Source organism: Rhodococcus sp. P4_E4, from assembly GCF_056401575.1.
The window spans coordinates 216,633-239,260 of sequence record NZ_JBFUJB010000001.1; the positions used below are offsets into that span (position 1 = coordinate 216,633).

General features: G+C 63.2%; 23 protein-coding genes and 1 pseudogene. 10 read left to right on the forward strand and 14 right to left on the reverse strand.

Annotated elements, in window-relative coordinates:
• Positions 1 to 106: 106 nt before the first annotated feature.
• From AC1DVN_RS01015 to AC1DVN_RS01025, 3 genes are all read left to right on the forward strand, one after another.
• A complete protein-coding gene (locus AC1DVN_RS01015; protein WP_019745072.1) occupies positions 107 to 580 on the forward strand; it encodes a DUF4334 domain-containing protein in 474 nt (157 codons plus the stop codon).
• A 29-nt stretch (positions 581 to 609) separates the two neighbouring features.
• Complete coding sequence (locus AC1DVN_RS01020) at positions 610 to 1,698, forward strand: NAD(P)-dependent alcohol dehydrogenase (RefSeq protein ID WP_477993383.1); 1,089 nt, start codon at positions 610 to 612, stop codon at positions 1,696 to 1,698.
• An 84-nt stretch (positions 1,699 to 1,782) separates the two neighbouring features.
• Entirely contained in the window at positions 1,783 to 2,982 is a 1,200-nt protein-coding gene (locus tag AC1DVN_RS01025; protein ID WP_078377362.1) for a low temperature requirement protein A, read from the forward strand.
• A 1-nt stretch (position 2,983) separates the two neighbouring features.
• On the opposite strand, the gene AC1DVN_RS01030 is transcribed toward AC1DVN_RS01025, so the two are convergent.
• Positions 2,984 to 3,568 carry a hypothetical protein gene (locus tag AC1DVN_RS01030; RefSeq protein WP_020908915.1) on the reverse strand — a complete coding sequence of 195 codons (585 nt, stop codon included), beginning with the start codon at positions 3,566 to 3,568 and terminating at the stop codon, positions 2,984 to 2,986.
• A 45-nt stretch (positions 3,569 to 3,613) separates the two neighbouring features.
• Entirely contained in the window at positions 3,614 to 3,991 is a 378-nt protein-coding gene (locus AC1DVN_RS01035) for an MmcQ/YjbR family DNA-binding protein (RefSeq protein WP_007733864.1), read from the reverse strand.
• Between the two features lie 99 nt (positions 3,992 to 4,090).
• Here AC1DVN_RS01035 and AC1DVN_RS01040 point away from each other — a divergent pair, with 99 nt between their 5' ends.
• Positions 4,091 to 4,537, forward strand: coding sequence for a hypothetical protein (locus AC1DVN_RS01040; protein ID WP_020970602.1), 447 nt, complete (start codon positions 4,091 to 4,093; stop codon positions 4,535 to 4,537).
• A 99-nt stretch (positions 4,538 to 4,636) separates the two neighbouring features.
• Positions 4,637 to 5,227 (forward strand): DUF937 domain-containing protein, encoded by a 591-nt coding sequence (locus AC1DVN_RS01045; RefSeq protein ID WP_477993171.1) that lies wholly within the window; start codon positions 4,637 to 4,639, stop codon positions 5,225 to 5,227.
• Positions 5,228 to 5,283: 56 nt separating this feature from the next.
• On the opposite strand, the gene AC1DVN_RS01050 is transcribed toward AC1DVN_RS01045, so the two are convergent.
• Positions 5,284 to 6,501 (reverse strand): MFS transporter, encoded by a 1,218-nt coding sequence (locus AC1DVN_RS01050; RefSeq protein WP_477993173.1) that lies wholly within the window; start codon positions 6,499 to 6,501, stop codon positions 5,284 to 5,286.
• A 114-nt stretch (positions 6,502 to 6,615) separates the two neighbouring features.
• Between AC1DVN_RS01050 and AC1DVN_RS01055 the strand changes: the two genes are divergently transcribed.
• The 5 genes from AC1DVN_RS01055 to phoU all read left to right on the forward strand — a co-directional run bounded on the left by AC1DVN_RS01055 (position 6,616) and on the right by phoU (position 12,755).
• A complete protein-coding gene (locus tag AC1DVN_RS01055; RefSeq protein ID WP_477993175.1) occupies positions 6,616 to 7,494 on the forward strand; it encodes a LysR family transcriptional regulator in 879 nt (292 codons plus the stop codon).
• A gap of 128 nt (positions 7,495 to 7,622) precedes the next feature.
• Positions 7,623 to 8,582, forward strand: a complete 960-nt coding sequence (locus AC1DVN_RS01060) for an acyl-ACP desaturase (protein ID WP_003940492.1) — start codon at positions 7,623 to 7,625, stop codon at positions 8,580 to 8,582.
• 81 nt (positions 8,583 to 8,663) lie between these two features.
• Entirely contained in the window at positions 8,664 to 9,806 is a 1,143-nt protein-coding gene (dusB, locus tag AC1DVN_RS01065) for a tRNA dihydrouridine synthase DusB (protein WP_003939756.1), read from the forward strand.
• Positions 9,807 to 9,956: 150 nt separating this feature from the next.
• Entirely contained in the window at positions 9,957 to 11,987 is a 2,031-nt protein-coding gene (locus AC1DVN_RS01070; protein WP_477993177.1) for an LCP family protein, read from the forward strand.
• A 72-nt stretch (positions 11,988 to 12,059) separates the two neighbouring features.
• Positions 12,060 to 12,755, forward strand: coding sequence for a phosphate signaling complex protein PhoU (phoU, locus tag AC1DVN_RS01075; protein ID WP_003940130.1), 696 nt, complete (start codon positions 12,060 to 12,062; stop codon positions 12,753 to 12,755).
• A gap of 249 nt (positions 12,756 to 13,004) precedes the next feature.
• Here phoU and AC1DVN_RS01080 read toward each other — a convergent pair.
• From AC1DVN_RS01080 to pstS, 11 genes and pseudogenes are all read right to left on the reverse strand, one after another.
• Positions 13,005 to 13,475 (reverse strand): annotated as a pseudogene (locus tag AC1DVN_RS01080) (SDR family oxidoreductase); the annotation flags it as partial.
• A gap of 90 nt (positions 13,476 to 13,565) precedes the next feature.
• Positions 13,566 to 14,303, reverse strand: coding sequence for an urease accessory protein UreD (locus tag AC1DVN_RS01085; RefSeq protein WP_020908921.1), 738 nt, complete (start codon positions 14,301 to 14,303; stop codon positions 13,566 to 13,568).
• Positions 14,303 to 15,046: an urease accessory protein UreG gene (gene ureG / locus AC1DVN_RS01090; protein ID WP_020908922.1), complete on the reverse strand. Its 744-nt coding sequence runs from the start codon at positions 15,044 to 15,046 to the stop codon at positions 14,303 to 14,305. Before ureG ends, AC1DVN_RS01085 begins: the two co-directional genes overlap by 1 nt.
• The gene (locus AC1DVN_RS01095) at positions 15,039 to 15,728 is read right to left on the reverse strand and encodes an urease accessory protein UreF (RefSeq protein WP_378667005.1); all 690 of its coding nucleotides are present in this window, start codon (positions 15,726 to 15,728) and stop codon (positions 15,039 to 15,041) included. Before AC1DVN_RS01095 ends, ureG begins: the two co-directional genes overlap by 8 nt.
• 4 nt (positions 15,729 to 15,732) lie before the next feature.
• A complete protein-coding gene (locus AC1DVN_RS01100) occupies positions 15,733 to 17,442 on the reverse strand; it encodes an urease subunit alpha (RefSeq protein WP_019745084.1) in 1,710 nt (569 codons plus the stop codon).
• Positions 17,439 to 17,909: an urease subunit beta gene (gene ureB, locus AC1DVN_RS01105; RefSeq protein ID WP_020908924.1), complete on the reverse strand. Its 471-nt coding sequence runs from the start codon at positions 17,907 to 17,909 to the stop codon at positions 17,439 to 17,441. The genes AC1DVN_RS01100 and ureB overlap by 4 nt, the downstream gene beginning before the upstream one ends.
• Entirely contained in the window at positions 17,906 to 18,208 is a 303-nt protein-coding gene (gene ureA / locus AC1DVN_RS01110) for an urease subunit gamma (RefSeq protein ID WP_003939800.1), read from the reverse strand. Before ureA ends, ureB begins: the two co-directional genes overlap by 4 nt.
• A 281-nt stretch (positions 18,209 to 18,489) precedes the next feature.
• Entirely contained in the window at positions 18,490 to 19,266 is a 777-nt protein-coding gene (gene pstB, locus AC1DVN_RS01115; protein ID WP_019745087.1) for a phosphate ABC transporter ATP-binding protein PstB, read from the reverse strand.
• 58 nt (positions 19,267 to 19,324) lie between these two features.
• Positions 19,325 to 20,233 (reverse strand): phosphate ABC transporter permease PstA, encoded by a 909-nt coding sequence (gene pstA / locus AC1DVN_RS01120; protein WP_003940100.1) that lies wholly within the window; start codon positions 20,231 to 20,233, stop codon positions 19,325 to 19,327.
• Between the two features lie 3 nt (positions 20,234 to 20,236).
• Positions 20,237 to 21,328 (reverse strand): phosphate ABC transporter permease subunit PstC, encoded by a 1,092-nt coding sequence (pstC, locus tag AC1DVN_RS01125; RefSeq protein ID WP_007733846.1) that lies wholly within the window; start codon positions 21,326 to 21,328, stop codon positions 20,237 to 20,239.
• A gap of 62 nt (positions 21,329 to 21,390) precedes the next feature.
• Positions 21,391 to 22,509: a phosphate ABC transporter substrate-binding protein PstS gene (gene pstS, locus AC1DVN_RS01130; protein ID WP_019745088.1), complete on the reverse strand. Its 1,119-nt coding sequence runs from the start codon at positions 22,507 to 22,509 to the stop codon at positions 21,391 to 21,393.
• Positions 22,510 to 22,628: the final 119 nt, after the last annotated feature.

A 22,628-nucleotide genomic window follows, 5' to 3' on the forward strand; every position in this document is an offset into this window, starting at 1 on the left:
ACGAATCGACCGTTGCCGAACCATCCGGTTCGGCGTAGCGTGCAGAGTTGACGAACAATTTGGTTCGCGAACTTCGGCCAACTCACCCGCCGACGCAAGGAGAGACATGAATCTCGATGACGCTCGAACCGCATTCACCCGGCTCCGTGGATCGGAAAGTGGTGTTTCACCAGCAGAACTCGACGAAGTGTGGGCCGCGCTGGAAACCGTTGCCGCCGAAGAAATCCTCGGCGAATGGAAGGGCGACGACTTCGCCACCGGTCATCGTCTGCACGAAAAACTGTTCGCGAGCCGCTGGTACGGCAAGACTTTCAATTCCGTCGAGGATGCCAAGCCGTTGATCTGCCGAGACGAAGACGGCAACCTCTACTCCGACGTCAAGAGCGGCAATGGCGAGGCAAGTCTGTGGAACATCGAGTTTCGTGGCGAAGTCACGGCGACGATGGTCTACGACGGCGCGCCGATCTTCGACCATTTCAAGAAAGTCGACGATTCGACGCTCATGGGCATCATGAACGGAAAATCGGCGTTGGTTCTCGACGGCGGACAGCACTACTACTTCCTGCTCGAGCGAGCGTGATTCGCGCCGAACAGAATTCGACGTCCGCCATGCAGATGACAGCGGCGCTCTCACACGGCCCGCACTCCCTCTTCACACTCGACACCGTCGAGATCGACGAACCCCGCGCAGACGAGATCCTGGTTCGCATCGTCGCGACAGGCCTGTGCCACACGGATCTGTTCACGAAGACGGTGCTACCGGAAAAGCTCGGGCCCTGCGTGTTCGGACACGAAGGCGCCGGCGTGGTGCAAGCCGTTGGCTCGTCGATCGACAACATCGCGGCTGGTGATCACGTATTGCTGAGCTACCGCAGTTGCGGTGTATGCAGGCAATGCCTCAACGGCCATCGGGCGTACTGCGAAAGCTCACACGGGCTCAACAGCTCTGGCGCACGCACCGACGGCTCGACGCCGGTCCGGCGAAACGGAACTCCGATACGGTCCGCATTCTTCGGCCAGTCCAGCTTCGCGGAATACGTCATCGCCTCTGCCGACAACACCGTCGTCGTCGATCCTGCGGTGGACCTGACCGTCGCGGCTCCGCTCGGCTGCGGGTTTCAAACCGGCGCGGGTGCCGTGCTGAATCTACTTCGCCCCGAGCCCGACTCGACGTTTGCCGTTTTCGGGGCAGGCAGCGTCGGACTCGCAGCGCTGCTGGCGGCGAGGGCTGCCGGCGTTTCCACCCTGGTCGCCGTGGACCCCGTTGCGCAGCGGCGCGAACTCGCCGAGGAATTCGGCGCCGTCACCGTCGACCCGACCACCAAGGACGCGGTTGAAGCAGTACGCGCCGCCACCGACGGAGGTTCGACACATTCCCTCGACACCACCGGAATCGGCTCCGTGATCAATCAAGCCGTCACATCACTTCGAGCACGGGGAACACTGGCAGTAGTCGGACTCGGAGCATCCACGGTCGAGATGAACATGGCCGACATCATGCTGAGCGGAAAGACAATTCGAGGATGCATCGAAGGAGAGTCGGAAGTCTCGACGTTCATCCCCGAACTCGTCGAACTCTTCACTGGTGGCCGGTTTCCGATCGACCGCTTGGTGACGCGCTACGCATTCGCCGACATCAACAAAGCAGTCGAAGATCAAGCGTCGGGGCGCGTCATCAAACCCGTTCTCGTGTGGTGAGGGGCGAAATGTCTCATTCGTCGACCCGACGGAATTCGCCCTAGACTGCGCTCCTGCACTAGACGTCGGAGCAAGGTGGGGACGATGACAGAACACACCAGTACAGGCGCGGGCCACGGCCGGGCCGTTATGCCGATCATCCGGATGCGCGCACGCAGCCGCGACGAGAACCATCGCGCATCGACGCCACTCGAACTGTTCTTCGACCTGTGTTTCGTGGTTGCGGCCGCACAGGCCGGAGTTCAACTGGTGCATGCTGTTGCCGAGGGCCACTACGTCGACGGCATCGCCGGTTATATGTTCGTCTTCTTCGCGCTGTGGTGGGCGTGGGTGAACTTCACCTGGTTCGCGTCTGCCTACGACACGGACGACGTCCCCTACCGGGTCGCGACCTTCGTACAGATTTGTGGCGTGCTCGTCTTCGCCGCCGGAATCCCCGACGCATTCGACGGAACCGACCGTACGACGGCCATCGTCGGCTACCTCATCATGCGAATTGCGCTCACCTGCCAATGGCTTCGAGCCGCCAGCGGTGAATCCGGCGCAGCGCGAACCACTGCTCTGCAATACGCCGCCGGGCTCGTGATCGTCCAGGCCGGCTGGATCGTGCTGCTCCTGATGCCGGCGTCGGCGTGGATACCCGGCTTCTTCGTTCTCATGATCGCCGAACTCGCGGTGCCGGCAATCGCCGAGCGCAACCATCAGACTCCGTGGCACCCGCAACACATCGCCGAACGCTACGGCCTCTTCACCATCATCATGCTCGGCGAAACCATTGCTGCCGCCACCATCGCGGTCCAATCCGGCATTCGTGATTTCGACGCCGCCGACCTACTGATTCCGATTGCTGTCGGCGGAGTTCTGATCGTGTTCTCCGCGTTGTGGATCTACTTCGCCGTCCCGATCCACGAGTACCTCGCAGACCAGGGCAATCGCGCCGTCCTGTTGTGGGGATACGGGCACTACTTCGTATTCGGATCCGCTGCGGCCATCGGCGCCGGCATCGAAGTAGCCGTCGAGGAAGCAGTTGGCGAGGCGCACATTTCGACGTTCGCAGCATCTGCCGCGGTCACGATCCCCGCCGCGATGTTCCTGATCTTCGTGTGGCTCATGCACTCACGACACTTCAAGCGTGACAGGATCGAGCAGGCTGTTCTACCGGTGAGCGCAATCCTGGTTCTCGCCTGCACATTTGCCGGACACTGGGCGGTCCCGCTCGCCGGACTGGTGGCGGCGGGAACCGTCGGAGTCGGTGTCGGCCTGAGCACTCGGTCGAAGAGCTGACTCAGATTTCCGGGGCCGGAGCCTCGCCCTTACTCTGCGGCTCGTGTTGCTTGAGCTCACCGCGCATCTTGTCGAGATCCTTGCCACGCTTTTTGTACATGTAGCCGAGCGCAACAAGACCCAGGAACAACGCAACGCCCAGGACTGCACCGACAACGGAGGCTCCGCGGAAACCGGGGCCGTCGACGTCGAGGATCCGCTCGCCCGCATGCGCTGCATTGTTGTTGCCGAGAACAACTGTCAGAGAGAGAAGATTCGGCAGCGCGAAGATCACACCCAACGCGAGAGCCGTGATCTGGATGATTCGAGCATGCTTGCGCTTGCGCACCTGCCAGACCGCTCGGAAGAAGATGAGCGGGACCAGGGTGCAGACGAGACCGAACAGCAGTCCCCACGCGATTCCGGCGCTGAAGCTGCCGTTCGCCAACGACGCAATTCGCTGCGCCCACCAACGCGGAAGGAAGGCGGCAAGGATGAAGTAAGCGATGACCAGGACCACCGCCATCACTGCGATCCCGATGGCCTTCTTCGCCCACGGCGGCATGCCCGGTTTTGCGGTGGCCGGTGAAGTTTCCGGTGTCGTCATGACAAATCCTCGTCTAGTCGGCGTCTGTACTGACGAATCTATCCGTTACGGGCGTTCCTCATCCGCATCGAGAACGATCCGGGCAAGCCGCTTCGGAGCAACGAGGGTGAACGAGGTGTAGATCCACTCCTCCAGTTGCGACCATTTCTCCTCGGAAACGTCGGTGCCGATGTCGAGCGCAACCCACCCGTGGCGACCGAGACCGTAGCCGGCAGCGCTTGCGCCTGGTTCGGTGGCCACCACCGCTTCGGCCTCCTCCTTGCTCAACTTGACGGTCAAGGAGGTGGCTTCGACGTTGCAGAACACGAAGTTCTTGCCGCGGACCCGGAAGGTCGGGTGGCCGTCCCACGCTTCGATGTCGACGCGCTCCGCCTCCGGCAGGGACAGCGAGATCTCTTCGAGTCGACGCATGTTGTCGGGCATGGAGACGATTCTGCACGCTCGATACCGAGCTTGACACCCGCGACACAGCTAGGCTCGGCGACGACCGCGTTACCGAACTCCGAACACAGGGAGAGTGGCATGCGCACGTTAGTTCATCTGGTTCTGCTCATTTGTGGAATCGCCGTTGCCGTCGGCTCGTTCATGTACGTACTGGCCGGGGTCAAACCCAACAACGTTCGCCTCGAGGACCTGCGGGACGGTTTTCCGGCCGGGTGGGCAATCGAGCAACTCGGCGATCAGTCCGTGACCTTCTACCGTTCGATGGCGATACTTCTGCTCGCTGCAGCCGTATTGATTCTGATCGCCGCTTTGTTCGGTTCTCGTATTTCAGCGTGGATCGGAATCATCGTGGGATTGGGAACTCTGGGCACGTTCTACTACCGAGTGAACGATCAATTCGACAATGTCATCAGGGAAAACTACTCCACGATCCTGACAAATCAGACAGGATTCATCTTGACGGCCGGCGGACTGATTCTCGCTCTCCTAGCGTGTCTGGTCCCCCGCGAGAAGACCCGAGCCTGACCGCTCGGCAACCGGAGGGTTACCGTCGACGCCGACATTCACTAGTGTCTGCAACAGCCGGGTACTGACGAGTAGTACCCCAGAAGAGGTAGGGCATCAATGGCATCGCTTGACGACCTTCTATCCCAGATCCCCATCGACCAGATCGCGCAGCAACTCGGCGTGGACCAGGCAACTGCCGAATCGGCGGTCAAGACTGCACTTCCGACCCTCGTCGGTGGCCTCGGCGCCAACGCTCAGGATCCCGCAGGCGCAGCCTCACTCGAAAGTGCGCTGCAGTCGCACGCCGACACCAGCCTTCTCGACGACGGCGTCGACATCAGCAAAGTCGACACCTCTGACGGTCAGAAGATCGTCTCGAACATCTTCGGCGGCAACACCGATCAGGTCGCCAGCGCACTGGGCGGTGTCGGCGGCGGCGGTGGAAACGATCTGGTGAAGCAGTTGCTGCCGATCCTCGCTCCCATCGTCCTGGCCTACCTCGCCAAGCAGTTCACCGGTGGCGGCGCCGGCGCGCAGAGCCAGGCCTCCGGTGGCGGCGGGCTCGGGGATCTCCTCGGCGGAATTCTCGGCGGCGGCGGCAATTCCGGCGGCGGCATCGGCGGCGCACTCGGCGGCATCCTGGGTGGATCCGGTGGCGGCGGCCTCGGAGACCTGCTCGGCGGCCTCCTCGGCGGCGGCAAGAAGTAAAACGCTAGACAGAACGCATTGCGGCGATCCCGTTCGGGGTCGCCGCAGTGCTCTGTTCAGTCAACCGTCGAAGATCGAAACATCCTCAGCGACAACGCAAACGCAACCAACAGCAGCGCGCCCACAAAGGCACTGACCCCACCCCAACCGCCGCCCGCGTACGCGAGACCAGCGAGGGCGCCCGCCACGGACGAACCCGCGTAATAGGCAAACAGATACAACGCCGACGCCTCGGCCCGGTGATCGGTCGCGATCAGCCCCACCCAACCGCTGGCCACCGAATGTGCCGCGAAGAATCCTCCGGTGAAGAGCAGCATCCCCACGAGAGTCAACGCCAGATTGTCCGGAACGGTCAGTGCCAGACCGATACCGATGACAACAACCGAGCCGAGCAGAACACTGCGCCTACCCAGCCGGTCCGAGGCCCCGCCGGCTACCGCTGAGGTGAAAGTTCCGGCGAGGTAGAAGAGAAAGACCAGGCCGACAAGTGCTTCAGGAAGTCCGAAAGGAGCTGCCGTGAGCCGAAACCCGAGGAAGTTGTAGATCGAGACGAATCCGCCCATGAGGATGAACCCCAAGGCGAAAAGCGTGCGCAGCGACGGGTTCGCAAGGTGGCGTCGTAGATTCGATGCGATCGCACGCACCGACACCGGCTGCGAGCGAAAGAACTTCGACGCGGGAAGCTTCCGGATCATGTTGAGCGCGAACAACGCTGACAGCAAGGCCGCAGTCACCAATGCCCAGCGCCACGTACTGAAATCGACGACGGCCGACGGAACCAGCCGTCCGATCAGCCCACCGATCGTCGTGCCGGCTACGTACCTTCCCATCGCTGCACCGAGGTCCTTCCGATCGACCTCCTCGGCCAGATAGGCCATCGCTACCGCCGGGACCCCCGCCAGAGCCAAGCCTTGTGCCGCGCGTCCGATCAGCAGAACCTCGATCGTCGGACTGAGCGGCAGAAGCAAACCGATCACACAGGATGCCGACGCCGACGCGATCATCACCCGTGTGCGACCGAACCGCTCGGAGAGCGCACTGGCCGGAATGATCGCCAACGCCAACATGCCCGTCGTCGCCGAGACCGAAAGTGCAGACACCGCGGGCGAGACGTCGAAGCCTTCGGCGAACGCAGGCAGCAATGCCTGTGCCGCGTACATCGAGATGAATGTCGACAGCCCGGCCGCGAACAACGCAACGGTCACCGTGCGATACCCCGATGTTCCGCGGCGAAGCGGCACCACTTCGGATTCGATCACATTCTCGACAGTCACCACATACCTCCAGGCATCACTTACCTCCGGTAAGAATCCTCCCGCCGCGCTTCGACAAAAGAAAATGCATAAACTTGGAGTTCTATATGCGTCATAGGTATATAGATTGGGTTCGTGATGCTGACCGAAGACCTCGAATGGTTTGTCGTTCTCGCCGAAACCCAACAGGTGACTGCTACCGCGGATCTGACTCACCTGTCGCAGCCGACACTCTCGCGTAAACTCGCACGCCTCGAACGACAGATCGGAGTGACGCTCTTCGACCGTCAGGGACGCCGGCTCGAACTGAACCGGTACGGCGAGATCCTCTACCGACACGCTCGCACCGCTCTTCACTCACTCGACGCGGCGCAGAGCGAAATCCAGTCGCTGGCGAGCCCCGAAAGCGGCACGGTCCGGCTCGACTTCCTCCACTCGTTCGGCACCTGGTTGGTGCCGCACATGCTGCGCGGATACCGCGTCGAGCATCCCGGAGTGCGATTCGAACTGCGTCAGGACAGTGCGCAGTTCCTGGTCGACAGAATTGCCGCCGGCACGTCCGACCTGGCCGTCGTCTCGCCGCAGCCGCGCGATCCGCAGGTGGCATGGATGCAGATCGCCCAGCAGTCACTGGCATTGGCTGTTCCGGCTGATCATCGCTTTGCGAAGTTGCATTCGGTCGAGCTTGCGGACGCGGCCGACGAACCGTTCATCGGTATGCATCCGAACTTCGGGATGCGAAGAATTCTCGATGAACTGTGCGCGGCCGCAGGATTCACTCCGAATTTCGTCTTCGAGAGCAGCGAGCTGGCAACGGTCGGCGGACTGGTCTCCGCGTCCTTCGGTGTCTCGGTCATGCCGGTGCAGGATCCACCGATCTGGGCCGAAGGAGTCGTCTACGTACCGATCGAAGGAGCACAGCGAAAAATAGGGCTGATCTGGTCGAAGAGCCGCGAGCTGTCCGATCCCTCCCGGACGTTCCGCGACTACGTCGAAAGAACGACTTGGTCGTGAAAGTGCCCCCGGATAACTACGGATCGGTAACATCCCTCGAGGGGAGCAATTTTCATGCCATTCTTTTCAAACCTACGGTGCCGTAGGCTGGGGCGAAGTCGCGCATTCACTCAACATGGAGGCAAGAAATGACGAGGATTCTGACGCAGCTGGAGCTGCTACAAGAGCTGCAGCCGGTTGCCGAGGAGAACGTCAACCGCCACATCTCCATGGCCAAGGAATGGCATCCACACGACTACGTTCCGTGGGACGAGGGTCGTAACTTCGCAGCCATGGGCGGCGAAGACTGGAGCCTCGAGCAGTCACAGCTCGGCGAGGTAGCTCGCGCCGCGATGATCACCAACCTGCTCACCGAGGACAACCTGCCCTCGTACCACCGCGAGATCGCCGAGAACTTTTCGCAGGACGGCGCCTGGGGAACGTGGGTCGGCCGGTGGACCGCCGAGGAGAACCGTCACGGCATCGTGATGCGTGACTACCTCGTCGTCACGCGCGCAGTCGACCCCGTCGAGCTCGAGCGCTTCCGCATGGAACACATGACCAACGGTTACAGCGCGCCCATCGACGAGGGCGACGCCGGCCTGCTGCACTCGGTCGCCTACGTGACCTTCCAGGAACTCGCGACGCGCGTCAGCCACCGCAACACCGGCAAGGCTTGCGACGAGCCGATTGCCGACAAGATGCTTCAGCGCATCGCCGCTGATGAGAACCTGCACATGATCTTCTACCGCAACATCTGCGCCGCCGCGCTCGATCTTGCTCCCGATCAGGCTCTCAAGGCTGTGGCGAACATCGTCCAGAACTTCCAGATGCCGGGCGCCGGCATGCCGAACTTCCGTCGTAACGGCGCTCTCATGGCCAAGCACGGCATCTACGACCTTCGCCAGCACCTCGACGAGGTCGTCTGGCCCGTCTTGCGCAAGTGGAACATCTTCGAGCGCAACGATTTCAGCGCCGAAGGCGAGAACACGCGCGAAGAGTTGGCGGCCTTCCTCGAGACCCTCGCCGCCAACGCGACGAAGTTCGAGGAACAGCGCGATCGCATGCTCGCACGCGAAGCCGCCAAGCGCGAACAGCAGGCTTCTTAGTTTCACCAGCTATTCTGTGCCCGGTACCGGATTCGGTACCGGGCACTTCCAATTGTCACAAGTATTTGTTCAGAGGTAGACATGTCATCCCTACGTATCGGTTCACTCGAGCTGCACAGCCCCGTGGTCCTCGCCCCCATGGCGGGCGTCACCAACGTCGCCTTCCGCACGCTGTGCCGTGAACTCGAACTCGAACGTGCAGGCAGCACGTCCGGCCTCTACGTCTGCGAGATGGTCACGGCACGTGCGCTCGTCGAGCGCCAGCCGGCCACGATGCACATGACCACGTTCGGCCCGACCGAAACGCCCCGGTCGCTGCAGCTGTACACAGTCGACCCGGATACGACCTACGCCGCGGCCAAGATGATCGTCGACGAGAACATGGCCGATCACATCGACATGAACTTCGGCTGCCCCGTCCCGAAGGTGACCCGCAAGGGCGGTGGCTCCGCGCTGCCGTACAAGCGTCGGCTGTTCGGACAGATCGTCGCGGCTGCTGTGCGCGCGACCGAGGGCACCGATATTCCGGTCACTGTGAAGATGCGCGTCGGCATCGACCCCGAACATCACACGCACCTCGACGCCGGCCGGATCGCCGCAGCTGAAGGCGCTGCTGCCGTCGCACTTCACGCACGTACCGCGTCGCAGCGCTACTCCGGCACTGCTGACTGGAACGAGATCACGCGTCTCAAGGAACACGTCACCGACGTTCCGATCCTCGGCAACGGCGACATCTTCGATGCTTCGGATGCTGCCCGGATGATGAACGAGACCGGCTGCGACGGCGTCGTCGTCGGACGTGGCTGCCTCGGACGGCCATGGCTGTTCGCGGAACTCAGCGCAGCTCTCAACGGACAACAGATCGCCACGCCGCCGACGCTCGGCGAAGTCACCAAGATCATCGCCCGTCACGCCCAGCTGCTCGCCGCACACCACGGTGAGATGAAGGGCTTGCGCGAACTTCGCAAGCACGTCTCCTGGTACATGCGTGGGTTCCCGGTCGGATCGGATCTGCGGGTCTCGATGGCGTTGGTCAGCACGTTGTCCGAACTGGACGACCTGCTCGGACAGCTCGATCACGACGTCCCGTTCCCCAAGGACGCCGAAGGCCCGCGGGGTCGCCAAGGCTCGCCCGGTCAGGTAGCACTTCCGGAAGGTTGGCTCGACGATCCCGAGGACGATCTTGTGCCGGTGGGGGCTGACATGATGCACTCCGGTGGCTAGCGAGAACACGCCGTCGGATTACTCTCATCACTTTCTGAGTGAAGCACTCAGGATTCACCAGTAATATGGCTCCAGCTTCGTCGACAACCGGTTGACGCCGGCATCTGAATGACGAGTTACTGACAGTCGACGACGGGACAGGTTGCATCGGTGGGTGATGATCACGATTCGGGCCCACCTCCGCCCGAGAGCCGCGCCCCCTGGGAACGTCCGCTCGCAGACAAGCGGTTCCGCAACGCCCGCCCGGACCAACCGGCAACGCCCCAGCGCCCTGCCACACCCCAGCGACCAGCACCGCAACCACCCAGTCCCCCGGAGCGTCGCAGCAGTGGACGGACCGGCCGCCGGGATTCGCCTCCGACCGACGACTCTGTTTCGGTCGCCGAGTTGGTCCGACGGGTAGGCGACAAGAAGCCGCCACCTGCCCCGGCTGCGCCGCCCAAGGCAGCGCCGACCAAATCCGTGCCACCCAGGACTCCACCTCCATCAGCGTCCGCGCCGCCCCCGGCCCGGCCGATTCCCGCGCGTTCGACAGTCCCGCCCGCCGCTGCGGACTGGATCACCGAAGAACATCCCGTCACCTCCGCAGTGCCGCGGGTAGTCGGTGACACCGGCGCTACCCGTCTGGCGCAAAGCAAGATTCGCCGCCGCCATCGCGCAAAAGTGATCGGCCGATCGGCGGTAGCGTTCCTGGCCGTCATGTCTCTCGCGTTGACCGGCGTCGTCTGGGGTTATCTGCGGTCGGTCGAAGGCGGTTTCGATCAGATTGCGGCACTCGACACCGAGTCCGACGACATCATCGACGCCGGGGGCCAGCTCGGCGACGAGACGTACTTGATCATCGGCACCGATACCCGCGCCGGTGCGAGCGGTGAGATCGGCGCCGGAACCGTCGAAGACGCCGAAGGCGCCCGAGCCGACACGGTCATGCTGGTGAACATTCCCGCCGACCGAAGCCGCGTCGTCGCCGTCTCCTTCCCGCGTGACCTCGACGTCGAACGTCCGATCTGCCAGGGCTGGGACAACGACGCCGGCAAGTACACCAGCGAAACCTTCCCGGCCGCCAGTGGCGACAAGCTCAATGCGACGTACGCACTCGGTGGTCCCAAGTGCCTGGTCAAGGTCATCCAGAAGATGTCCGGCCTGAAAATCGGGCACTTCGTCGGAATGGACTTCGCCGGTTTCGAGCGCATGGTCGACACCGTCGGCGGCGTGAACGTCTGCTCCCCCGGACCGATCGAGGACGGCATCCTCGGAACCGTCCTCGCATCCGGCGGAACGCAGATGCTCGACGGCCGTACCGCCCTCAACTATGTGCGTGCGCGCCACGTCGAAGCCGAGGGTAACGGCGACTACGGACGCATCACCCGTCAGCAGAAGTTCCTGTCGGCGCTGCTCCGCTCGGCCCTGTCCAACCAGGTCCTCCTGAATCCGAGCAAGCTCAACGGATTCATCAACGCCTTCACCAGCGACACGTTCGTCGAGAACATCGACACGAAGTCGCTGGTCACCCTCGGCCGTTCGCTGCAGAACGTCGACGCGGGCGCGGTGACGTTCTTGACGGTCCCCACGGACGGCACCAACGACTGGGGCAACGAGATTCCTCGCACCGACGAGATCAAGTCCCTCTTCCAGGCGATCATCGACGACGAACCGCTTCCGGGTGAAGAGCGCGAGGACACCACACCGTCGTCGACCAGTTCCACGACAACCGCTCCTACATCCAGCACGCCGCCCGCCGCCACTTCCGTCGAAGCGATGAGTGCCTACAACATCTCGGTCGACGTCTCCAACGCGTCGGGAATCGCCGGGCAGGCCGCGACGATCGCCGACAGCCTCGCCGCCTACGGTTTCCAGATCTCCACGGTCGGCAACTTCAGCGCAGCCACCGGCCTGGCGAATGCTCAAGCGTCGACCACCGTCGTGCGTTACGCAGCAGGTTACGAGGCTGAAGCGGTCACTGTCGCGTCGTCGATTCCCGGTGCGGTTCTCGTTCTGGCTCCGAGCATGGGAGACATGATCGAGGTCGTCGTCGGAAGCAATTTCGCCGGCACCGTCGTCGCCCCCGCGGACCCGGGGACCATCCTGGCGGCAAATCCGACATCGGTCGACACCAGCACCTCGACGGCTCTGCCCGCCGACATCGCCAGCGTCAACGCAGGCGACACCACCTGCGACTGACACGCGTTCATTCACCTTGCGTTCACCTGGTGCTTGTGACTTGGTCTTTCACGGCACGTAGGCTCTGACCTCATGCGCGTGGCTTACAACGAACAGATGACCGAGCTTGCAGACACGCTCGGCGAGATGGCAGGACTGGCAGGTGCCGCTATGGAGCGCGCCACCCAGTCCCTGCTCCAGGCAGACCTGTCCCTGGCAGAACAAGTAATCGGCGAACACGACAAGATCACCGAACTCAGCACCATTTGCGAGGAGCGCGCGTTTGCGCTGCTCGCCCTGCAGGCTCCCGTTGCCGGAGATCTGCGCTCGGTGGTCAGCGGAATCCAGATCGTCGCCGACATCGACCGCATGGGTGCACTCGCCCTGCACGTCGCGAAGATCGCGCGCCGCCGACATCCCAACCACGTGCTTCCCGAAGAGGTCAACGGCTACTTCGCCGAGATGGGACGCATCGCTGTCTCCATCGGTGCGGCCGCCAAGGTCGTCCTCGAGACCCGCGACCCCGAGCGCGCTGCCCGCCTGCGCGAAGAAGACGAAGCGATGGACGACCTCCACCGCCACCTCTTCACCGTCCTCATGGACCGCGAGTGGAAGCACGGCGTTGCCGCCGCAGTCGACGTCACGCTGCTCGGCCGCTTCTACGAGCGGTTCGCCGACCACGCCGTCGAGGTCGGCCGACGCGTCATCTTCCTGGTGACCGGCAAGCTGCCCGAAGAGCCGGAAACCACCGAGAAGGTCGACAACCTCACCTCGTACCCGGATCTCTGAACTACCCGGACCTCTGAACTCAACCGTCCACGTGAGTAAAAGGCGGCCCCGCACCGCCTTACCCGCTCCCGGCATCGAGATCGGGATCAGCCACTTGCGCCGGCCACGGTATTTCAAAATCTCACGCGTCATGGCCGGGATCTCGAGGACCTCAGGCCCGGCGAGATCTGGAGCCCTCCCGGTCGGACCGTTCTGAGCGCATGTCACCAGAGCCTCGGCGACGGTCTTCGCCGCTATCGGTTGGGAGCGCATCTGGGGAACCATCGCGACCGGCCCCAGTCCGAAGAGCGCGATGGTCTTCTCGCCGAACTCGAACCACTGAGTGGATCGCAGGATCGTGAAGGGAATGCCCGACGCTTCCACCGCGCGTTCCTGCGCGGCCTTTCCCTGGTAGTACCCGAAGGACTTCAACTGCGGATCGTCGCAGTTCACGATCGAGAGCAGCACGTGATGCTTCACGCCTGCTCTGGCTTCGGCCGCGGCGATGTTCTTCGCTGCCGTCTCGAAGAACTCGATCGCCTTCTTGGCACTGTTGGTGACGTGATCACTCACGTCGATGACAACGTCGGCACCGACAAATGCTTCGTCCAACCCCGCACCCGTGGAGATGTCGACTCCCGTCGATCGAGCGGCGGCGACGACGTCATGGCCCCCGATTTTCGCCTGCTCGACGACCAGCTTTCCCATCTGGCCGGTTCCGCCCAGAACAACAATCTGCATGATGCCTCCGTCAAACCCGTGCGCCCGGCTCTCTTCGGCCTGGTCACATACTGGACGACGCAGCCTCCCGAAGTGTGACGGTCGGGCGAATCAGTCGCTGTACTTCTGCGAAACCCGCCCACGCCACTGCGACCAGATCGGATCCAACGCTGCGCTCGCCTCGTGTGCGTGATCGGCCACGGCCCGTGCCAGCATCCCTGCTCCCGCCAGCGGCGTCACGTGCCCTTCGACCACGTCGGAAGTCTTGATCCCCAACAGCATGGTCGTACCGAGCACGCGATGGCCACCGAGAATTCCCGGCAGCGAACGGCCCGGCACGCTACTCAGGTCGAGTGTTTCCACGAGCAGCGCGTCACCGTCGACGGTAATGCGCTGATCCGAGCGAAGGGCACCGCCGGTTTCGCCGGTCCGGCCGAACACGATCATCTCGTCGAGCAGCGCAACCGCATCGGATTCCAGTGAAATATCCACGCGCCTGGTCACATCCGCGCCGCCCGCGACGACAAACGGTGCCGCGCGCCAGATCAGCGCCGCACCGGCGCCGACGCTCGCCGAAGCCGACCACGACGCCCGGCCGCCACGCGCGTTGTACGCGACGGTCCCCGACGGCTCGATCACCTCGAGGCACGTACCCGGAGCGACTACGAATTCGATACGCAGGTCGTCGCCGGCCAGCAGCGTTGCACTGTGCCCTACCAAGGCAATTCGCACGGTGAGCCCGCGAGCGTCGACGAACCGCGGGGCCAGGAAGTCGCCCGAGATCAGCTCTCGCGCAACAGCGGTGTCACCCACTCTCTCGACGACGACCCGCGTAGCTCCGGTGCGCATCAGTGAGCGTGAGAGTGGCTGTGCCCGTGACCGTGTCCGTGGTCTTCTTCATCGGCATGGAAGTGCGGCGCCATCGGCCCCGGATCCTGCGGGGTGTGACTACCCGCGCGGTGAGCTGCGATGACCTGGCGAAGCCACGCACTGAGCTGGTCGATCGTCGCGTGATCCTTCTGACTGAGCGCGAGAACAGGAAGTCCGTCTCGCGCGGCCGTGGCATCGGCAACCATCTGGACCGCGTCGACGTCGACGTACGGGGCCAGGTCGATCTTGTTGACCACCAACAGATCTGCCCGCTCGATGCCGGGACCACCCTTACGTGCGACGTCTCCGCCGCCCGCGACGTCGATGCAGAAGATCTGGGCGTCGACCAGTGCCGGGCTGAACGTGGCGGTCAGGTTGTCACCGCCGCTTTCCACGATCACCATGTCGAGGGGATGGAACTGACGCTCGAGGTCTTCGACCGCAATGAGGTTCGGCGTCACGTCGTCACGGATGGCCGTGTGCGGGCACGCTCCGGTCTCGACTGCGACGATGCGCTCGATCGGAAGTACGTTGGCCGCGCGCAACAGTCGCGCGTCCTCGTCGGTGTAGATGTCGTTGGTGACCACCGCGATCTCGTACTCCGACGCGAGCTCGCGGCAGATGGTGGCGATGAGGGTACTTTTGCCGGTGCCGACGGGGCCGGCAACGCCGAGCCTCAAACCTCTTGCAGCAGTGGTGGTGTTGTTCAGGTTGTCAAGCACGGAAAATCCTCCTGGATCGAGCGTGGTGTTCGAGTGACCATTGTTCGACCAACGGTCCTGTTGTTGCGGGTATATCTGTGACGCCCTCGACGGCTACGGCAGCCGCGGCGACGGTTTCGATGGTCGAGGCTGCTCGGAGCAACCATTCGACCGGTTCTGCCGGATCCACCGGCAGTAGCTTCAGTGCCGCCGACGCCACTGTTTGAGCGTCGTCGTACAAACAAGATCTAGCTGCCTGTAGGTCGTCCATCCCGGAGATCGCCGTGAAGACTCCCAACGCGAGCGGACGCATCGGATGCCCAGGCAGCGCCATGAGCATCTGCACCGCGGGGTGCTGCGGCCACAATCGCGACGCCAACCTGGCCAGTCCACGCCCGAGCTGAATCGACGCCTCACGCAGCGGTGCGCTGGGGGTCCGAGCGAGCAGTTCCCGCGAGATGTCCTCGAGTTCGCCTGCACCACCGGCACTTACGGCCCAGCGGCGCGTGACCACCGCTGCAGCGGCCTCGACAAGTCCCACTGTTTCGAGTCGACCGCGAATGAAGTCGGGGACCTGACTCTGTAGGAGTCCGCCCGCCAGTGCCGGTTCCAACCCCGACGAGTGAGCGTGACCGCCGGTAGGCAGACGCCCGTCTGCCAAGAGCATCGATGCTATCTCGGCAGACGCCATCTCGATTGACATGGTTTCAGAACAGCATGTAGCGCTGAGCCATCGGCACTACGTCAACGGGGTTGGGAGCGATCAGGTCGCCGTTGACCTTGATGGCAAACGTCTCCGGATCGACGTCGATGGACGGCAGTGCCGTGTTGTTCGGCATATCCGCCTTGGTGAGGTGCCGCGTCGGACGAACACCGGTAAGGGTGCGCGTGAGACCGAGACGACCGGCCAGACCGTCCTCGATCGCCATCGGCGAGACGAACGTCGTGGACAGGTGCGGGGCTGATCCCGGAGTTGCCGCGATGGCCGGCCGAACGAACACCGGCTGCGGGGTCGGGATAGCAGCGTTCGGATCACCCAGCGGCGCAGCAACTATCGCCCCACCCTTGATCACGGCAGAAGGGCGGACACCGAAGAACGCGGGATCCCACAGCACCAGGTCCGCCATCTTCCCGGCCTCGACCGATCCGATCTCGTGATCGATACCGTGAGCCACCGCGGGGCAGATCGTGTACTTGGCGACGTAACGCCGCGCACGCTCGTTGTCGGCCGGCATGCTGGTGCCCAGCTTGCCGTACTGGGCCTTCATGACGTGGGCGACCTGCCACGTCCGCAGGGTCACCTCACCGATACGGCCCATCGCCTGGGCGTCGGACGAGGTGATGGAGATGGCACCGATGTCGTGCAGAAAGTCTTCGGCTGCAATAGTTGTCGGCCGGATCCGGGACTCGGCAAAGGCAAGATCCTCCGGAACCCGGGGATTGAGCGCATGACACACGATGAGCATGTCGAGGTGCTCGGCAACCGTGTTGACGGTGTGCGGCAACGTCGGATTGGTCGATGCCGGAAGAACGTTCGGCTCACCTGCCGTCACGATGATGTCCGGAGCGTGCCCGCCGCCGGCGCCTTCCGCATGGAACACGTGGATCCCGCGTCCGGCGATCGCGTCCAAAGTGTGCTGTACGTAGCCGGTTTCGTTGAGGCTGTCGGCGTGCAGCGCCACCTGGAGCCCGAACTCGTCGGCTGCTCGCAGAGCTGCGTCGATTGCGGCCGGAGTGGAACCCCAGTCCTCGTGGACCTTGAATCCACCTGCGCCGGCGAGAGCTTCCTGACGCATGGCCTCATGGCTGACGGTGCTGCCCTTGCCGAGGAGAAGAACGTTGAGCGGGATGTGGTCGAGGGCCCGGTGCATCATCGTCAGCGACCAGGCGCCGGGCGTGACGGTGGTTGCCTTGCTTCCCTCGGTTGGGCCCGTTCCGCCGCCCGCCACCGTCGTCGTACCGGTCGCGAGCGCTTCCATCATCTCGATTTCACTGAGGAAGTGCACGTGAGTGTCGATCGCACCCGCGGTGAGGATCTTCCCCTCGCCGGCGATCACGTCGGTGCTCGGCCCGATGAGCAACTTGGGGTGCACGCCATCCATGATGTCGGGGTTACCGGACTTGCCGATCGCAACGATGCGTCCGTCGCGAATTCCGACGTCTGCCCGGACGATTCCCCAGTGATCGAGGATCACCGTGTTGGTGATGACGACGTCGAGAGCGCCCTGGTCGCGAGTGGTCAGGCCCTGGCCCATCGACTCGCGGATGCTCTTGCCGCCGCCGAAGACCATCTCGTCGCCGGTCGCGGTGTAGTCGTGCTCGATCTCGATCCACAGATCTGTGTCGGCCAAACGGATCTGGTCGCCAGCGGTCGGGCCGTACAAGGAGGCGTAACCGCGTCGATCGATCCTGCTCATTCGGCTGTCCTCTCAACTGGCGTCGCGGCATCGTCCGGTGAATCCGCCTCGACTGGAACATCACTCACACGAACGTTCACCGAAGAGGCTCGCAAAGGTTCTTCGACCTCGACACCGGGCGTGCCGAACGGCATCACGGTCTTGGGCTCACGCGCATGCGTCGGTAGGTCTTCGTCCGGCACGATCTGCAGGCCCGGAACCCTTTTGAGTCCGCCGAGCGCGATCAGTGTCACCGTCCTGCTTACCCCGGGTTCGAACCGAACCGACGTTCCCGAGGGGATGTCGAGCCGGAAGCCGTCTGCCGCTTCGCGATCGAAGGTCAGCGCCGGGTTGGCCGCTGGAAGGTGGAGATGTGAACCGATCTGAATGGGGCGATCGCCGTCGTTGACGACGACCATCGTGATCTTTTCCGCGTCAGTGCCGAACTCGAGCGGTTCGGTGGACACACGTACCTCACCGGGGATCATCGAATGGGCTCCGTCACGGTGACCAGCTTGCGACCGTCCGGGAAAGTGGCCTCCACCTGGACGTTTGCAATCATCTCGGGTACCCCTTCCATCACGTCGTCGCGGGTGAGCACTTGCCGACCGGCGTTCATCAGTTCCGCAACCGTCATTCCGTCACGCGCACGCTCGAGAATCCAACACGAGATCAGGGCCATCGCTTCGGGGTAGTTCAGCAGTACCCCGCGCTCGCGGCGGTCGCGGGCGACCATGCCCGCAACGCTCAGGAGGAGCTTTTCGGTATCTGAAGGGGTGAGGTGCACTGACAAGCCCTTCCGGTTGTGAAACGACATCGATCGACAGCGTGCTGTCGGGCCGAGATTAGCATTGCCCGAAGCGTCGTCAGTATCCACGAGATTCACATCGTCGGCTACTTCAGCGCCCACTCGGCGCACTTGCGCTGCTCATCGAATTATTCGGGCGCCCAACGACGCTCAGCTCTGCGCCCCGGAGTGGGAACTATCACCACAACCAAAAAGTTTCACCCCCGTCTCCTGTTGGAAACGGGGGTGAAACATGATCGTGCAGTGTGCAATCCCAGGGGCTATCCGAAGCGGCCGGAGATGTAGTCCTCGGTGGCCTTCTGCGTCGGGTTCGAGAAGATCTTCTCGGTGTCGTCGATCTCGACGAGCTGACCGGGCTTACCGGTTGCCTCGAGGTTGAAGAATGCCGTCTGGTCACTCACACGCGCAGCCTGCTGCATGTTGTGCGTGACGATGACGATCGTGAAGTCCTTCTTCAGCTCGGTGATCAGGTCCTCGATCGCGAGAGTCGAGATCGGGTCGAGCGCGGAGCACGGCTCGTCCATGAGCAGAACGTCGGGCGAGACCGCGATGGCACGCGCGATGCACAGACGCTGCTGCTGACCGCCTGAGAGGCCGCCACCGGGCTTGTCGAGGCGATCCTTGACCTCGGTCCACAGGTTGGCACCGCGCAGCGAACGCTCGGCCACCTCGTCGAGCTTCTTCTTGCTGCGCTCGCCCTGCAACTTCAAGCCCGCGACGACGTTGTCCTTGATGGACATGGTCGGGAAGGGGTTGGGTCGCTGGAACACCATGCCGATGGTCTTGCGGACGCCGACAGGATCGACGTTCGAGCCGTAGATGTCCTCGCCGTCGAGCAGGACCGAACCCTCGACGCGCGCACCGGGAATCACTTCGTGCATGCGGTTGAGTGAACGGAGAACGGTGGACTTGCCGCAACCGGACGGGCCGATGAAGGCGGTGACGCTCCGGGGCGGGACGGACAGGCCCACATCGGCGACGGCGTGGAACTTGCCGTAGTAGATGTTGACGTCCTTGAGATCCAGACGCTTGGCCATTACCGGCTCCCTACTGAGTTGTTGACGCTGTTGAGTACGAACATGTTCCGAGGCCGCATCACTTGCTTCTGACCTGTGAGAAGTGACCGATCAGCTTCGCGACGATGTTGAGGATCGCGATCAGCAGGATCAGGGTCAGTGCTGCGCCCCAGATGCGGTTGGTGCCGGCGTCGGTGGGGTTGTTCATCTCGGCGACCATGACGGAAGGCAGAGTGCCCATTTCGCCGTTGAACAGGTCGAAGTTGATGAACGGCGCGTAGCCGACGAGGATCAGCAGCGGCGCGGTCTCACCGAGCACGCGAGCCAGGGCCAGCATGACGCCGGTGATGATGCCGGGAAGCGCCGTCGGCAGAACGATTTTCGAGATGGTCTTCCACTTCGGCACACCGAGCGCGTACGACGCCTCGCGCAGATCCATCGGGACGATGCGCAGCATTTCCTCGGTGGAGCGGATGACGACCGGGACCATGAGAAGGACCAGAGCCAGCGACACGGCGAACGCGGACTTGGGGAAGCCGAAGGTCGCGATCCACAGTGCGTAGATGAACAGCGCAGCCACGATCGACGGAACACCGCTGAGGATGTCGACCATGAACGTAGTGAGCTTGCCCAGCTTCGACTTCCGGTCGGCGTACTCCACCAGGTAGATCGCGACGAAGATACCGAGCGGGATGGAGAAGACCGCGCACACGATGCCTTGCAGCAGGGTGCCGATCAATGCGTGATAGATACCGCCGCCGTCGGCCGACGCCGTCAATCCGCTCAGTGAGTTGGTGAACCACGTGGGCGACGTCAGAGCGGGCAGGCCCTTTGCGATGACCGTGAAGAGCACCCAGACCAACGGGATGAGCGCGATGACGACTGCCAGGCTCACCAGGATGGTCGCGATGACGTCCTTGGCACGACGACGGGCGCCGACGCCTTGGAAAGTGGGGGCCTTGACCGGCCGGTCCAGAGTGGAGGTCATGGGTCAGTCCTTCTTTCCGGCGATCACTGCGCGGGCAGCCGCGTTGACGACGAAGGTCAGTACGAACAGCACCAGTCCGGCCGCGATGTACGCGCCTGCCTGGATGTCGTTGTTGAACTCCGCGTAGCCGAGGGCGATCTTGGAGGCGATGGTCGAGCCGCCGTCGAACAGCGACCAGCCGAAGGCCTGAGAGGTGGTGCGCAGGATCAGGTACAGCGCCATCGTCTCGCCGAGTGCGCGTCCGAGACCGAGCATCGAGCCGCTGATGTAGCCGGACTTACCGAACGGGATGACCGTGGTGCGCACAACTTCCCAGCGCGTGGCGCCGAGAGCGAGTGCAGCTTCGATCTGTGAGCGCGGGGTCTGGATGAACACCTCGCGGGTCACTGCGGTGATGACCGGAAGGATCATCACGGCGAGGACGATGCCTGCGGTGAAGATGGTGCCGCCGCCGGTGATCGATCCGCTGCCGTCGGCGAAGAGCGGGAACCAGCCGAGAGTGTCGTTGAGCCACACCGCGACCGGGGTGATCGCCGGAGCGAACACGAGAAGTCCCCACAGGCCGTAGACGATGGACGGCACGGCCGCGAGAAGGTCGATCGTGTACGACAGTGGCCGCGTGAGCCACTTGGGTGAGTACGAAGTCAGGAAGATCGCGATGCCCAGTGCGATCGGCATCGCGAGCACCAGTGCGAACAGCGAGACCAACACCGTGACCTGGAAAAGATCGAGGACACCGAACGCCATCGCGTTGATGTTCTGCGTCACCCATTCACGGCTGGTCAGGAAGTTGACCTGGTTCCGGCTCAAAGCAGGAACAGCACGCCAGATCAGGAACGCGCCGATCGCCGCGATGACAACCGTGATGAAGATTGCCGAACCGGATGCGAGCGAGCTGAAGATGCGGTCACCCGGACGGGTCACCGTCTTGCTGTTGCCGCTTCCCGGACCGTCACCCTTCGGAGGATGCTCGGTTTCTGGAGCCTTGGTGGAAGTAATCGTGTCCTCCGTGGTGCCGTTCGGACCGCCCACCCCGGCCCCGCTGGTTGCGGGGCCGGGAGAACGAGATGTCGAGGTGATGGGCGCGTCACTCATGTGCGCTCACTTCCTTCACGTCTGAATGTAGATCCATGAGCTTGTCCGCACGAGTCTCTAGGTCAGCTGATTGCCGTGATGGACGCGTTGAGGCGATCCTGGACGTTGGCCGGCAGCGGGACGTAACCCTGCTCGGCCAGGTTGGCCTGACCCTCGTTGGCCGCGCTCGTCAGGAACGACTTCACTGCTGCGGTGGTGTCCGCGTCGTAGCCCTTGGAGCAGACGATCGAGTACGTGGCGAGAACCAGCGGGTATGCGCCGGCTTCGTTGGTCTTGAAGATCGACGCGAGGTCGAGCGTCAGGTCGCCGGTTGCGTCGGACTTGAACTTCGCGCCTGCGATCGACTTTGCGGCCGAGTCGTTGGTCAGTGCGACTGCCTCGGAGCCGGTGTTGATTTCTGCAACCGAGAGCTTGTTCTGATCGGCGAACGACTTCTCGACGTAGGTGATCGAACCCGGTGCCGTGGCAACTGCCTGTGCAACGCCCGCCGAACCCTTGGCGCCCTCACCGACGCCACCGGTGAAGTCGGACCCTGCGCCCGACGTCCAAGCACCGTTCGATGCCGCGTCGAGGTACTTCTGGAAGTTGTCGGTGGTGCCTGAGGAATCGGAGCGGATCACGGTGGTGATCTTCTCGTCGGGAAGCGAAGCACCGGAGTTGAGCGCGGCGATTGCCGGATCGTTCCACTTGGTGATGCCACCGTTGAAGATCTTCGCGAGAACCTCTGCGTTGAGAACGAGCTTGTCGACGCCGTCGAGGTTGTATGCAACTGCGATCGGGCCGAAGACGAGGGGAAGGTTCCAGGCTTCGCCGCCGACGCAACGCTCCTTGGCCTTGTCGGCCTGCTCGTCCTTGATGGCCGAGTCGGAGCCGGCGAAGTCGATCTGGCCGGCGATGAACTGCGTGCGACCGTCGCCCGAACCGCTGGGGTTGTAGGCGACGTTGACGGTCTTGCCCTTTTCCTGGCACACGGAGATGTAGGTGGCGACGAACTGGTCCATGGCATTCTTCTGTGCCGAGGAACCAGCGGCAGAGAGGTTGCTCTTGCCTTCGCACGTTGCGTTCGATGCGGACGCGTCCACACCCGTCGACGACGAGTTGTTGTCGCTGCCACATGCGGCCAAGGTCATGGCGCCCACGGCCACTACACCGAGCAGGGCACCACTGCGCTTGAGATTCACCAAGATCCTCCGGAAATCGCTACCGCCACGCCCACGATCGGGCGGCGACATGAGATGCAAAATGATTGAAATCTGCATCAGGCAACACGGCGCTGCCCACAGAGAAAAGTAGGCGGGCG